Source organism: Salinisphaera sp. S4-8 (assembly GCF_040361235.1).
GTDB lineage: Bacteria > Pseudomonadota > Gammaproteobacteria > Nevskiales > Salinisphaeraceae > Salinisphaera.
This window is the reverse complement of sequence record NZ_APNF01000013.1, coordinates 52,911-66,902: the sequence shown is the minus strand read 5'-3', so window position 1 is coordinate 66,902 and position 13,992 is coordinate 52,911. Positions and strand designations below refer to the sequence as shown.

Sequence of the window (13,992 nt, the reverse complement as noted above, 5' to 3'; positions counted from 1 at the left end):
TTGCTATTAACCGCCGGAATGACTCAATCAAAATATAGCCGGAGCGTTCGGCGATTTATCTTTGTGTCGCTGAATCGTTTCTTAGCTATGCTTTGCGAAGCCTGTGACATAAGCGACATTCGTTCAGGTGTGCTATCTAATAATTTAGCTATTGCCTCACTCAGAGCGGCGGGGTCCTGCGGACGAACTCTAAAGCCGTTGATGCCGTCTTCCACTATACCGTCACAGGCTGCTATGGTCGTAGTTATGATAGCGCATCCTGCTGCGGCCGCTTCCAGCAAGACTTTAGGTGTGCCTTCGCGATAATAAGTTGGCAACACCACGATATCAGTGTTGGATAAAAGTTTGGGCATATCATCATAATGCCCGAGATACTCATGACAGGTATTGCGTTTTAACTCGTTCACTTCAAAATTCGTAAGCGATGACGGATTGCCTGGGTAAGGCTCGCCCGCTATTAAGCTAACAAATTCATAGCCTTCCTTTCGAAGTTGGTCGGTAGCGCTAAGATAATCGCGGATCCCTTTTTCTTTTATTAGTCGGCCACAAAATAGTAGACGAGGCGTGCGGTTGTTAGCGAAAATAGGGGCGATTCTATAGAATTTCGTGCAGTCGACGCCCGATCCTCTTATTACGCTAGTCCGTTCGAATGGTAGCAGCCTGTTTTTTACGAATTCTTCTCGATCGAACTCGTTCTGGAAAATCAGATGCGCTTTGGAGATTTTTAATCCTGCACGTAGTGCGGCGACTACTATAGACTTAATGATCCGTGCGCTGGCTCGTTTCGAAGTGAATAAGTACCCCATTCCAGTTAGCGCGCCGATAATCCTTGTTCGAGGCATAAAAGGCGCCGCGAGGCAGCCGTAGACAACGCATTTCAACGTGAATAAATGTGCGACATCGGGGCGCTGGTTCCGTGCCATACGAATCACTCGGTATAGCGCGTTCAGTTCTCTTAAGGGATTTATTCCGCGCGATTTTAATGGCAAAGTTGTAACTGGCCAATTGTATTCGATCAAAGCTTCTGTATAGCCGGTGTCGTCACAGGCTAGCTTTACGCTCCAGCCATCCTTCTCTGCGTGCTTTAACAGGTTTTTTCGAAAATTGATGAGATACCAATCAGTATTAGCAATGAATAAAATTGTTCCGCGTGGTGCGACTGAAGAGTTCGTAGTCATCGATGAGTCTATAGATCGTTTAATCGCCGGGGCTTCAAATTGGTACACCGGTACCTAGTCGTTGTCGGTAGTAACCGCTCGTTTTCGCGGACTCGGCCCATTGCGGGTTATTTAGCATCCATCGAATAGTCTTAGTTATGCCCGAATCAATCGACTCTACCGGCCGCCATCCTAGTTCGCGTTCAATTCTGGACGCATCGATGGCGTAGCGTTTGTCGTGTCCCTTGCGATCTTCAGCGAAAGTAATCAACGACTCTCGACTACCAATTGCCGAGTTAGGCGTGATCGCGTCGATTTCCCGGCAAATAGTTCGTACCATTTCGAGGTTGGTGCGCTCGTTGTGCCCGCCAATATTGTAGTGTGCGCCGACTTCACCACGCTCAAATACCAGCGTTAGTGCTCTCGCGTGATCGTCCACATAGAGCCAGTCACGGACGTTCTGGCCATCGCCGTAGACCGGCAACGCGCGGCCTTCCAGGGCGTTGAGTACCATCAACGGGATGAGCTTTTCGGGAAACTGCCAGGGCCCGTAATTGTTGGAGCAGTTCGTAAGTACGACCGGTAGCCCGTAGGTATGTTGCCAGGCGCGCACGAGATGATCGGAGCCGGCTTTGCTGGCCGAGTAGGGCGAGTTGGGCGCGTAGGGTGTTTCTTCGGTGAACAGGCCGTCGGCGTCTAGCGAGCCGTAGACCTCATCTGTCGATACATGGTGGAAACGGAACGCGGCTTTTTGGCGCGAGTCGAGCTGCTCGTAGTAGGCCCGTGCTGCTTCCAGTAAATTGAACGTGCCGACGAGGTTGGTCTGGATGAAGTCCGCCGGGCCGTCGATGGAACGGTCCACGTGTGATTCGGCGGCTAAGTGGATGATGCCGTCAGGCTGGTGTTGATCCAGCACGCGCTGTATCGCCGCGCCATCGCGGATGTCGACATGTTCGAACGCATAGCGGGGGCTGGCCGATGCGTTTTCGAGTGCCTCCAGGTTGGCTGCGTAAGTCAGCGCATCGAGATTGACGACTTCGTGTTCCGTTTCGGCGATAAGGTGGCGTATGAGTGCCGAGCCGATAAAGCCCGCGCCGCCGGTTACGAGTATTTTCATTGCGTAAATCGCCGTTGCTACGAACCGGTGTTAAGTCCGTAGCGGAAATGGTTAGGTATGCAGGCGCCTAATGCTACCAACTTTGAGCTTTGGCTAGGAGTACCCCCAGATTGGCCATGCTTACTGGGCGTAGTGGCGATATGCGATTAATATGCACGCCGACGATCAAGCGTCGCGGGGTATTTCGCCAAGGCGCGATCGTTTTGTATCAGTCAAAGGGTTGAGCGGCTCGGGTTTGGGCTCTCCCACTTCTCAGAGGTATTACATGGCAGCGGTTGATCAGTTCGACGGCCCGGTATCTATCGCCGTAATCGGTTTAGGTTACGTGGGGTTGCCGCTCGCGGTGGCGTTTGGCCGGCATTACGACACGCTTGGGTTCGATATCGACGCCCGTCGCATCGAACAGCTATCAGACGGCCATGACTTTACGCGCGAAGTGAGTGAAGACGACCTCCGCGATTCCGCCATACGGTTTTCTGCCGACGAGCAGGCCCTGGCCGACGCGAATATCTACGTGGTAACCGTTCCCACGCCGGTGACTGACGCCAAGGTGCCGGATTTTGCGCCGTTGATCGCCGCCTCGCGCACGATTGGGCCGTATCTGAAGGCCGGCGATATCGTGGTTTATGAATCCACGGTTTATCCGGGGGCGACGGAAGAGCGGTGTGTGCCGATTCTTGCGTCACGCTCTGGTCTGGTATTTAACGAGGGTTTTTTCGTGGGCTATAGCCCGGAACGGGCCAACCCGGGGGATGCGGCGCACGGGTTGGCGAATATTACCAAGGTGGTGTCTGGTTCGACCGCCGACGTAGCGGATCGGCTGGTTTCGCTTTACGGCACGATCGTGCCCGCGGGGATTCATCGGGCGTCGAGTATTGCCGTGGCGGAAGCCGCGAAGGTGATCGAGAACGTGCAGCGCGATATCAATGTGGCGCTGGTCAACGAGTTGTCGATGATCTTTACGCGCCTGGGTATCGATACCGAGGAGGTGCTCAAGGCAGCCGGCACCAAGTGGAATTTCCTGCCGTTCCGGCCGGGCCTGGTGGGCGGGCATTGTATTGGCGTGGATCCCTATTATCTGACCTTCAAGGCCCAGTCCACGGGCTATCACCCGGAGATGATTCTGGCGGGCCGGCGGATCAACGATGGCATGGGGCGGTACATCACGAACGAGGTCATTCGTTTGATGCTTCGCCGCAAGATCCAGGTCCATGGGGCGCGAGTGCTGATGATGGGTATCACCTTTAAGGAGAACTGCCCGGATATTCGCAACACCCGTGTGGTGGATATCGTCCACGAGCTGCAGGCCATGGATGTCGCAGTGGATATCTATGACCCGTGGGCGGACGCCGAGAAGGTGGCGCACGAGTATGGCTTGCGTACGGTGGCGTCGCCGCAAGCGGGCGCGTATGACGCGGCGGTTGTCGCGGTCGCTCATCGCGATTTTCAGGCGATGGGTATCGAGGCCATTCGTGCGCTGTGCAAGCCCGAGCACATCGTTTACGACGTGAAGTATGCGTTTGGTGCGAACGAGACGGACGGGCGGTTGTAGGTTTTAGCGGTTTGTCTGGGTGGCGTTAGCCGGCTCGTTCGGTGCGTGAGATTTGATGCTTGCGTTCGGTTGTTGGCTTACGGCCTGCGGCCTAAGCCAACCTACGGGTTGCAGCCGTCCTTAAACGGGTGGTTGCCGCCGGATAGTTGGGCTGGCGCGCGTTATAATATTTGGCTGACGGCGTTGTCTCGCCTCGGCTTTGCTACCGGCAGATTTGGTTTATGAAGGTACTTGTCACCGGCGCGGCCGGTTTTATCGGTTCGCACGTTGCGCATTTGTTGCTGGATCGTGGGGAGACGGTCGTCGGGGTCGATAATCTGGACCCGTATTATGATCCGGCGCTCAAGCAGGCACGGCTGGATCGGCTGATTGCCCGCGATGGGTTTGAGTCCGTTTATATGAACATCGCCGATCGCGAGGCGATGCCGGCGTTGTTCGAAAAACACGGTTTCGATGGCGTGGTGCATCTGGCGGCCCAGGCCGGTGTGCGGCATTCGATCACGCATCCGCACGACTATATCGATAGCAATGTCACTGGCACGTTGAATGTGCTCGAGGGTTGTCGGCATACCCAGGTGGGGCATCTGGTGTATGCCTCGACGAGTTCGGCCTACGGCCTGTCGACCGATATGCCGTTCTCGCCGCAGGGTACGGCCGATCATCCGGCGGCGATTTATGCCGCCTCCAAGCGCGCTACCGAGTTGATGGCGCATTCCTATTCGCATCTGTATGGATTGCCGACCACGGGCTTGCGCTTTTTTACCGTGTACGGGCCGTGGGGCCGGCCGGATATGGCGCTGTTTTTGTTCACACGCAAGATGCTCGCCGGGGAACCCATCCCGGTTTTCAACCACGGGCAGCATCGGCGCGATTTCACCTATGTGAGTGATATCGCTGAGGGCGTGGTGCGAATTCTCTATAAACCGGCCGAGCCGGACCCGGAGTGGTCTAGCGATGCCCCGACGCTGGGCACGAGTTGTGCGCCGTGGCGGATCTATAACATCGGCAATGGCGATCCGGTGCCGTTGATGGATTACATCCATCGGTTAGAGGAGTGCCTGGGTATCGAGGCGCAGAAGGAGATGTTGCCCATGCAGGCCGGCGATATCGAGGCGACCAGCGCGGATGTGACCGGGCTTTTCGAGGCGGTGGGGTACCGGCCGAAGGTGCGGGTCCACGAGGGCGTTAAGAATTTCGTGGATTGGTATCGGGGGTATTATGAGGTTTGATGTTTGGCTTTGGGTTGGGTTCGTAATTGGTTGATCGGTATGTAAAATCTTTTTTTACTGGCTTCGTTCTTTGTTGGATTACGCTGCGCTAATCCAACCTACGGGGCGGCGTGAGCTTGCGTTGGGCTAGGTTGGTGCGTGACAGCTTTCTTCGTTGGCTTAAGTCTTTTTTTAAGTTGTTGAATTTTAGTGGTTGGGTTGGGGTATCGGCTTTCTTTCGTTGTTGGGTTGCGCTTCGCTAATCCAACCTGCGCTGTGCAGCCGGCGTTCGCTTGGTGAGGCAGTTTGCGTGTGCCGGGTCGTTTGGCGAGTCCCGGATTCTGGTTGAGGATTCGATTGTAAGTTGTTGAATAGTCTGTAAATTCGTTCCTTAAGGCTTTGTTCTTTGTTGGATTACGCTGCGCTAATCCAACCTGCGGGATGTGGGCCAGGCTGGTTTAGGGGGCTTAGGCTGGCGTCGGTGGGGCAGTTGTGTTGGCGCGGGTCTTGCCTCGTTCGGGCGGGCGGATTTCTCGGCTTGTTCAGGTGCGGTTCAAGCAGCTGTCACAATTCTCGTTGTAATATAGCGGCCGTGAAAGCGAGCAGACTGGTTTCTCCGAGGGCCTAACGGCGGATATTTCGTGATCTTGAATCTCATGCTTGGTCTGGTCGCGTTCGTCTTGAGCGCCTTCGCCATCCTGGTGTTGCAGCCGTTGTGCCACAAGATCGGCCATGTCGACCACCCGGGCGGTCGCAAGGCCCATGTGCTCGCCACGCCGCTTTGCGGCGGTATGGCCATTGCTTTGACGGTAGTGTTGCTGGGTATGGGTACCGTGCCGTCGCGCCAGTTCGCGGGCTTTGCATTCGGTATTACCGTGCTGCTGGTGCTCGGCGCCCTGGATGATCGCAAGCATGTGCCGGCCCCCGTTCGTCTGGCGTTGCAGACGCTGGCGGTGGGCGCAGGGATGTGCTTTTTCGGCGAGGTGTATCTGCAGAACCTGGGCGCGATCTTCAGTTCCGTGGACTATGAACTGGGCGGCCATGCGATCTGGTTCACCATTTTTGCTGCCGTGGGCATGATTAACGCGGTGAATATGGTCGATGGCATGGATGGCCTGGCCGGTGGCTTCGCGGTGATGATCGTGGGCACCATTCTCGCGCTGGCCGTCGGCACGAGCGCTGTGAGCGTTGTTCTGCTGTGCGTGACGCTCGGCAGCGTGCTGGGCTTTCTGGCCTTCAATCTGCGGATGCCGTGGCAGAAGCACGCGCGTATTTTTCTGGGCGATGCCGGTTCGCTGGTGCTTGGGTTCATCCTCACCTGGTTCGCTATTCAGGCGGCCCAGGGCCCTCATGCGGTCATTGAGCCGATTACCGCCGTCTGGCTGTTCGGCCTGCCGCTGGCGGATACGGTGTATCTCATGGTTTCGCGTGTGCTGCGGGGCAAGAGCCCGCTCGCGGCGGACAGCTATCATTTCCATCATCTGCTGCAGCGGCTTGGGTTGAGCCCGGGTTGGGCACTGTACGTCTGGCTGGCGTTTGCCGGCATGTTCATGGCCACGGGGCTTGTGACCGAAGCGCTGGGCGTGAGCGAGGCGGCGCGGTGTGTGGGCTTTGTGGTCGTGTTCGCGGTCTATTGCGTGGTCGCCAACCTGCTTTGGACGCGCGTGCGACACCGCCTCGTGAAGCAGGCTGCGGCTTAAGGGCTACTTCACTCGCGCTGCGCGACGTTCCCCGGCGAGGGCTATTGACTCGCGGCGCTCTTAGCGCCGGTTAGCCGTGCATCATTCTGCTTGGCGATAACGGATAGGGCGGTCGTGCCAGGGCGTTCGGCTTTTGCCGTGTCGGTTCGCGATCTTTTGCCGCATTTCCTGCGGCTACGCTAACCCCGAATTCGCCGCGCGATATAGCGCACAGACGCCTGAATCGCGCGCTGGTTAGCTCGATGTCGGCGCAGGTCGACTGCCCCTAAGGCGCTCCTGGGGTACTGATCGCAAATAAATTATTCTCAAAAGCGGAATTTTTGATTTGCGCACTTCGTTTCGTGCTAGATTGTTTAGCGTTTGGTATTGCCGGTAACCGGCAAGCCGGGGGACAGCGCAAAGGGAGAAACGATGGCGCAAGATCATGGCGCCGGGCTTGTAGTGGACGGCAGCGCCGCTGCCGGAAGCTCGTTTGCCGTTTTGGCGGGGCTCGTGCCGGGTTCGCGCGTCACGAACTACGCTGGTGTTTTCTCGCGGGTATCTCCAGAAGCGTATTTGCCACTCAGCGCGCGCGAGCATGTGCGTCGCCTGCATGATCTTTTTAGACCGTTGGTTACCGCGGTTATGCCTGTTACGTTTGTGCGCGGCGGGCGGACTGATCTGCGCGCCTTATCGGCGCAGCGTTTGTGGGCGGGCGCTTTCATTTGCGCGGGATTCGCGCGCCAAAGTTTTTGTGAAGGAGTCCGTGCGTGACTATTTTTCGCCCGGCGTTCGATCCAACGTGCGCGCCAAGCGACCGCTTGCCCGCATGGCTGCGCTTTAGTCTGGCCCTGATGGTGGCTGTCGTGGCGGCGTTCAGCGTGAGTGCGCATGCCGACGTGGACGATCAGCCCAGCGTGGCGGTTTACTACGGCAACGATGTGCCGGTATCCATGCTCGACCAGTTCGACTGGGCCGTGGTCGAGGCCGAGCATATGGGCGAGGGCCAGCTCGATAAGCTCGAGCAGTACGGCACCCAGGCATTTGCCTATGTCAGCCTGGGTGAGGCCGAGCACTGGCGCGCCGGCGACGAGCTGCCGAGTGATTCCCTCAAGGCGCGTAACGAGGGCTGGAACAGCCAGGCCGCGGACCTCACCGACCAGGCCTGGGGCGACTATATTATTAATGAGCGTATTCGTCCGCTCTGGGCTGCCGGTTATCGCGCGCTGTTTCTCGATACCCTCGATAGCTACCGCCTGTTCGCGAGCGAGGATGCCGATGTCGCCGCGCAGCAGCAGGCGCTGGTTGGCCTGATCAAACGTATTCGCAATACCTTTCCGGGCGTCAAGCTGCTGCTCAACCGTGGCTTCGAGGTGCTCGACCAGGTTCAGGGCGATATCGTCGGCGTGGCGGCCGAATCCCTGTATCAATCCTGGGACGTGCGCACCCAGAGCTATCGCGACGTCAAGCCCGAAGATACGCAGTACGTGCTCGACCAGCTAAGCAAGGTGCGCAACGACTACGGCCTGCCCGCGATCGCCATCGACTATGTCGACCCGGCTGACCGAGATCTGGCTCGCCAGACCGCGCAGCGTATCGCCGATAACGGCATCGTGCCCTGGGTGAGCAACGGCGCGCTCAACCAGATGGGCGTGGGCTCGATCGAGCCGATGCCGCGCAAGGTGCTGGTGCTGTACGACGCCTCGGAAACCGACTACGGCGAACTGGCGTATTCGAACGCGCATCTCAATATGGCGATGCCGCTGGAGTATCTCGGTTACGGTGCGGTCTACAAGGATGTGGACGGCGCGCTGCCCGACGACACGCTGCGCGGACGCTACGCCGGGGTGGTGACCTGGTTCTCGGCGCGTGTCGGTGCACAGTCTGCCTACCGGGACTGGCTGCTCAAGCAGATGCGTGACGGCCTGCCGGTCGCGATGTTGGGCGACCCCGGTATTCCGGTGACCGGCGAGCTTTCCGATCGCATGGGTCTGCAGGTTGTGCCGTCGATTTCGGATAAAGGCCTGGAAGTCCTCGATCACGACGATTTTATGGGCTTCGAGGGGATGCCGAGTACACCGGCGATCAACGAGTCCGGCTACGAGGTGATCAACGACAAAACCACCGCCCATTTGAAAATGCGCGATGGCAATGGCGCGGAGTTCGTGCCCGTGGCGACGGGCGACTGGGGCGGCGTGGCCCTTTCGCCCTGGCTGACCCAGCAGGGCATGGCCGATCAGGCGCGCTGGATTCTCGACCCCTTCAAGTTCGTGAAGGCTGCACTTAAGTTGCCGGAGATCCCGGTCGCGGATGCCACCACGGAAAACGGTTCGCGCTACTGGATGACGGAAGTCGACGGCGACGCCTTCATGAACCGTGCGGCGTTCCCGGGCAACCCGTTCACCAGCCAGGTAATGCTGGATCGCATCTTCAAGCGCTATCGCGTACCGACGACGGTGTCGATTATCGAAGGCGAGCTATCGCCCGAAGGCATGTATCCGGAGCTCACCAGTCAGCTGGAGCCGATCGCACGCGAGATCTTCAAACTGCCCTGGGTGGAAATCGGCACCCATACGTTTAGTCATCCCTTCGACTGGCCGGAACTCAAGGAAGGTGATCTCGCAGGCCAGGGTCAGACCCAGGCGGGCTTCGCTTATAATCTGCCGATCAAGGGCTATCGCTTTTCGCTGGAAAAGGAAGTCGCGGGTTCCACGCGCTATATCAACGAAAACCTCGCGCCGCCCGGAAAGAAGGTGAAAGCCGTGCTGTGGAGCGGCAACGCCTTGCCGCCGGAGAAGGCGCTGGATATCGCCGACCGGCTGGGCATCGTCAATATCAACGGTGGCAATACCCATGTGATGTCGGACAATCCCACGTTGACCGACGTGACGCCCATGCTGCGCCCGATTGGTGATCGTCTCCAGGTCTATGCGCCGGTGATCAACGAAAACATCTACACCAACGATATGACCGGCCCGTACTGGGGCTTCCGGCGCGTGATCGAAACCTACAAGCTCACCGACGAGCCGCGCCGCCTCAAGCCGATTGATATCTATTATCACTTTTACTCGGCGGGCCAGCCCGCGTCGTTGAACGCACTCCAGGACGTCTACGCCTATGCGCTGAGCCAGCGCACGTTGCCGATCTTTGCCAGCCAGTACAGCGAGATCGCGACCAACTGGTACGACATGGGAATCGCGCGTCGCCTGGATGGTGGCTGGCAAATCACCGGCGCCACCCAGATGCGCACGCTGCGGCTACCCGAAACGCTCGGCTGGCCGGATATCGCGGACTCGAATGGCGTGGTGGGCGTGAGCGATCTGCGTCAGGGACGTTATGTGGCGCTTTCCGGCGAGCCGCGCGTCACCTTGCGTTTGGACGAAAGTGTACCCTCGCATCCCTATGTGCGCCGCTCGAATGGGCGGATTACACAGTGGCGAAATACAGGTGGCGGTGTATCGCTGGAAATGGCGTCTGAATATGTGCCGCTCGAGATCGAGCTGGCTGGGGTAGGCGGTTGTCGTGTTTCCGCCGACGGGGCGTCGCGCCGCGGCGGCGGTAACACGGTCACGCTGCGTTACAAGGCCAGCACATCCGGGCCGGTAAGGATCGACTGTGGCTGAAAACAACGAACAGAAAGACCAGCCGAAACGCACACGCTTCGTTCGGCCGCTTACCCTGCTGATCATCACCGGCGTGCTCGTGCTCGCCCTGGTGCTGCTGTTTCCCGCGCGACGCTTTCTGTCGTTGAGCCAGGGCAAGGCGGATCAGGATAAGCCCAGCAGCGTTTCCATCACCTATCTGGAGGCATTGCTCGAAGCCAATCCGGATGACGAGCAGCTGCGTTTGAAACTGGCCCGCCAGCTGGCCGAGGCCGGGAATATTCCCAAGGCGCTCGAGGTCATGCAGCCGCTGGCCGACAGCGACGACGCCAATGCGCGCTGGCTGTATTACCAGATTTCCTGGCAGGCATTTAACGCGCTCGAGGCGAATGATCCGCGCCGTGACGCCCAGCGCGGTGAATTGCTGGCGCAGATGAACCGGCTGGAACAGAACCCGGATCTGAGTGCCGATCAGCTCGAACTGCTGGCCCAGCGCTGGCTCGAGGTGGGCGAGCCGGCGCGTGCGGCGAGCCTGTATGAACGGTTGGCCGAACAGAATCCCGATCGTGCCTATGCATGGTATGGGGAAGCCGCGCGCTGGTGGCTGGCCGCCGACGCGCCGCAACGGGCCGCCGAGGCGTGGCAGTCGGCCTTCGAGATCGCCGAGGACGAAGACCGGCGCCGCGACGCCGCGCTCGCCGCACTGGATGCCGCCCAGCAGACCAACGACGGCAGCAGCCTGCGCATGGCGGGCGAGTTCATCGATGCCTATCCGGACGATCCGACGTTCCTGGATATCGGTATCGAAATGGCGCTGGCGAACAATCGCCTGGCGCAGGCCCAGATTTGGTCGCGCCGCTACGTGCAACTGCGGCCCGACGATGAAAAGGGCCTGGAACGCAATGCCCAGATCGCGCTTGCGAACAACCAGCTCGACGAAGCGCTGGCCGGCCTGCAGCGGCTGGTGGATCGTAATCCGAACAACGTCAGCCTGCGGGCGCAGTTGGCCCAGGTCCAGGTCTGGGCTGGCCAGCCCGCGGCGGCACTGGCCAACTACAAGTGGCTGGCACGCCAGAGCGGCAACGACGAATACGATAACCAGATCATCGATATCGGCACCGATCTCAACGATACGGCTGCCGTACTGGCCGCGCTCAACCGGATTCAGTCGCGGCATCCGCTCAATAGCAGTCAACGCCGTCTGCTCGTCGATGTGCTCAACAGCGAGGGCGATCCGGATCGGGCGATCGCGCTGTTGTCGAACTGGGTCCATGGCGGTTCTCCGGATCGCGAGTTGTGGGTCCGGCTGGCGTCGCTGCAGGAGCTGAACGGCGATGTGCAGGGTTCGTTGGATACCTGGAACGAGATTGCCGCGCGATTTGGCCGCGGTGTGGAAGAAAGCCAGGCCCGTGGCCGGCTGCTGACTCGCGCCTGGCGGCTCGACGAAGCGCTGGCGGTGATGAACTCGTTGCCGAACAAACCGGGTACGGCCACCGAGCAGCAGGTCTATTACTGGGAAACCATCGGCGAGTTGGCCTGGAACCAGAACCGACCGGCGATCGCACGCGACGCCTACTATCAGCTGTATCTGGGGCGCAAGCTCACCCCGAACGGCTATCTGCGCCTGGTACAGAGCGCGGAGGCTACCGGCCGTATGGATATGGCGATGGAAGTCGCACGTACGGACTGGCGCGAAAATCAGCATGTCGACATGATCGTGTCGATGCTCGGTGCCGCGCAGCGTGAGCAACGTCCGGACCTCACCCGCGAACTGATCGCCATGGCCGAGACGCGGCCGGATCTGTTTGCCCAGTCCGCCGATTACTGGCAGCTCTACGGCGACTATCAGTTCGATCAGCGCCATCTCGACCGGGCGCGGGTGGCATATTTGAAGTCGCTGTCGCTGGCGCCGGACGATGCCGGCGTGCGCTCGGCGCTGTTGTACACGCTTGCCGAGGGCGGGTATACGGACGAACTGGCACGCTACGTCAACGCCTGGTCCGACGATGCCAAGAACGATGTCCGCCAGTGGCCGGTGTTCGCGATGGCGTACAGCCGCCTGGGCCAGACCCGTATGGCGCTGCCGTGGTTCGACCGTGCGGTTGAGCACGATCCGGACAACTATCTGCTCGTGCTCGATTATGCCGATGCGCTCGAGCGCGGGCGCCGTTTCGACTCGGCACGTCGCATGCGCGAGTACGCGTTGCTCGAACTGCGTCCGCGTCTGATGGCGAATCTGCAGTCGCAGGGCAAGCTAACGCGCGAGCAGCGCGAGGAAGACGGCCGCATTCTTGCCGTGCAGGCCACGATGCTGGGCGCCGACGACGATCGCGCCTGGTTGCGGCGCGCGCTCGATGGTCGTCGCGGCGATGAACTCACGCCCACCGATGTGGAACTGCTCTTTGGCTATTACCTGAGCCAGGAAGAGCCGGCCTATTCGCGTTACTGGCTCCTGCAGGCGCACCGTCGCCGCGTCGCTACCGAGGACTGGCAGGAACTGGCGGTGGCCCTGCAGGCCAACGACCAGGTGGCCATGCAGCGTATCCTCGCGCGATCGCGTCCGGACGGGGATATCGGTATCGCCGATCGTATTAGTGCGCTGCGCCAGCTCGATTACCGTGCGCGGGCGCTCACGCTTGCGCTGGACCACGAGCGTCCGGGTGAGCCCTATGTCACGGGTATCGACGTCGTGCCGCGCTATGCCGCCGAGCTTTATCAGGAAATGCCGCAGAACTTCGGCACCGAACTGATCGTGCGCAGCATCAGCGATCTGGATATCAATTCCGAAAGCGTGTTTCTGCGCCTGAGCGGCGAAAAGCTCTCCACGCGTGTAGAGGTTGGTACCCGCCAGCTCTCCGCGGACGATGATCTGGTGGATCTCGACGGGCTCGAGGACGAGCAGTTCGCCAATCTGGTGCTCAACTGGCGCGAGCGGCGCGGCCTGACCACCGTACGTGTGGGCGCGGTATCGACCGATGCCAAGGATGTCGCCCAGTTCGGCGTGCGCCAGGATTGGGAAATCACCAGCAACCTCGGCGCCTCGGTGTTCCTTGACATCAATTCGCTGCCCGACGAAACCGGTCAACTGCGTGCGCTGGGTCTTCGCGACGATCTTGGCCTCGGCCTGGAATGGGTGTTGAACTCGCGCGACAGCTTCTCGCTGACGGCGCGTTATTCGCAGTTCAACTCGCGCGAGGATCGTAACGACCTGGGCGACGGTTACGGCGTGGAGGCATCCTTTGCGCATTCCCTGATGGTGGGGCCGACCCATCAGGTACAGGCGCGGATTTTTGCCGATACCGAGCAGAATTTCCTCGAGGACGACCTGCCGGCGGACATGGCTGCGCGCCTGCCGGCCGGCACGAACCTCAACGATGTCGTGCCCACGCGCTATACCTTCCTCGGCGCCGGGCTGTCCTTCGCCCGCGGTATTCCGGGCGAGGAGTATCCGCTGGTGGCATCGCCGCGCTATCAGTTGAATATCGACACCGGCTATGCGCTACCGGATAACGACTTCGGTATCAGCGCCAACTTCGCGATCGGTACCCGGATTCTGGGCAGCGACGAGCTGAGTCTGAATTTCGGGGTCGATCAGACAGGCAGCCAGACGCAGGACAATTCCTACACCGGCTCGATCAAGTACCAGTATTTCCTCGGCCGGTAAACGCGCCGACTAC

The 13,992-nt window shown here is 59.6% G+C and carries 8 protein-coding genes; 6 read left to right on the top strand and 2 right to left on the bottom strand.

The features are described 5' to 3' along the window. Nucleotides 1–23: 23 nt before the first annotated feature. Both S4A8_RS16555 and rfbB read right to left on the bottom strand, forming a co-directional pair. Complete coding sequence (locus S4A8_RS16555) at nucleotides 24–1,178, bottom strand: glycosyltransferase family 4 protein (protein ID WP_353220973.1); 1,155 nt, start codon at nucleotides 1,176–1,178, stop codon at nucleotides 24–26. A gap of 34 nt (nucleotides 1,179–1,212) precedes the next feature. Continuing rightward, complete coding sequence (gene rfbB / locus S4A8_RS16550) at nucleotides 1,213–2,274, bottom strand: dTDP-glucose 4,6-dehydratase (RefSeq protein ID WP_353220972.1); 1,062 nt, start codon at nucleotides 2,272–2,274, stop codon at nucleotides 1,213–1,215. A gap of 265 nt (nucleotides 2,275–2,539) precedes the next feature. Here rfbB and S4A8_RS16545 point away from each other — a divergent pair, with 265 nt between their 5' ends. The 6 genes from S4A8_RS16545 to S4A8_RS16520 all read left to right on the top strand — a co-directional run bounded on the left by S4A8_RS16545 (nucleotide 2,540) and on the right by S4A8_RS16520 (nucleotide 13,979). Beyond that, entirely contained in the window at nucleotides 2,540–3,826 is a 1,287-nt protein-coding gene (locus tag S4A8_RS16545; protein WP_353220993.1) for a nucleotide sugar dehydrogenase, read from the top strand. A 221-nt stretch (nucleotides 3,827–4,047) separates the two neighbouring features. Then, on the top strand, nucleotides 4,048–5,055 hold the full coding sequence (locus tag S4A8_RS16540) for an NAD-dependent epimerase (RefSeq protein WP_353220971.1): 1,008 nt from the start codon (nucleotides 4,048–4,050) through the stop codon (nucleotides 5,053–5,055). Nucleotides 5,056–5,675: 620 nt separating this feature from the next. Continuing rightward, entirely contained in the window at nucleotides 5,676–6,734 is a 1,059-nt protein-coding gene (locus S4A8_RS16535; protein ID WP_353220970.1) for an MraY family glycosyltransferase, read from the top strand. 411 nt (nucleotides 6,735–7,145) lie between these two features. Further along, the gene (locus S4A8_RS16530; RefSeq protein WP_353220969.1) at nucleotides 7,146–7,487 is read left to right on the top strand and encodes a hypothetical protein; all 342 of its coding nucleotides are present in this window, start codon (nucleotides 7,146–7,148) and stop codon (nucleotides 7,485–7,487) included. A 47-nt stretch (nucleotides 7,488–7,534) separates the two neighbouring features. Then, nucleotides 7,535–10,336 carry a bifunctional glycoside hydrolase/polysaccharide deacetylase family protein gene (locus tag S4A8_RS16525; RefSeq protein ID WP_353220968.1) on the top strand — a complete coding sequence of 934 codons (2,802 nt, stop codon included), beginning with the start codon at nucleotides 7,535–7,537 and terminating at the stop codon, nucleotides 10,334–10,336. Next, nucleotides 10,329–13,979 (top strand): tetratricopeptide repeat protein, encoded by a 3,651-nt coding sequence (locus S4A8_RS16520; RefSeq protein ID WP_353220967.1) that lies wholly within the window; start codon nucleotides 10,329–10,331, stop codon nucleotides 13,977–13,979. The genes S4A8_RS16525 and S4A8_RS16520 overlap by 8 nt, the downstream gene beginning before the upstream one ends. Nucleotides 13,980–13,992 lie beyond the last annotated feature (13 nt).

Bases quoted from the DNA above. Each gene is read 5' to 3' on its own strand.
- S4A8_RS16555 (WP_353220973.1), bottom strand. From the start codon at position 1,178: ATGACTACGAACTCTTCAGTCGCACCACGCGGAACAATTTTATTCATT.
- rfbB (WP_353220972.1), bottom strand. From the start codon at position 2,274: ATGAAAATACTCGTAACCGGCGGCGCGGGCTTTATCGGCTCGGCACTC.
- S4A8_RS16545 (WP_353220993.1), top strand. From the start codon at position 2,540: ATGGCAGCGGTTGATCAGTTCGACGGCCCGGTATCTATCGCCGTAATC.
- S4A8_RS16540 (WP_353220971.1), top strand. From the start codon at position 4,048: ATGAAGGTACTTGTCACCGGCGCGGCCGGTTTTATCGGTTCGCACGTT.
- S4A8_RS16530 (WP_353220969.1), top strand. From the start codon at position 7,146: ATGGCGCAAGATCATGGCGCCGGGCTTGTAGTGGACGGCAGCGCCGCT.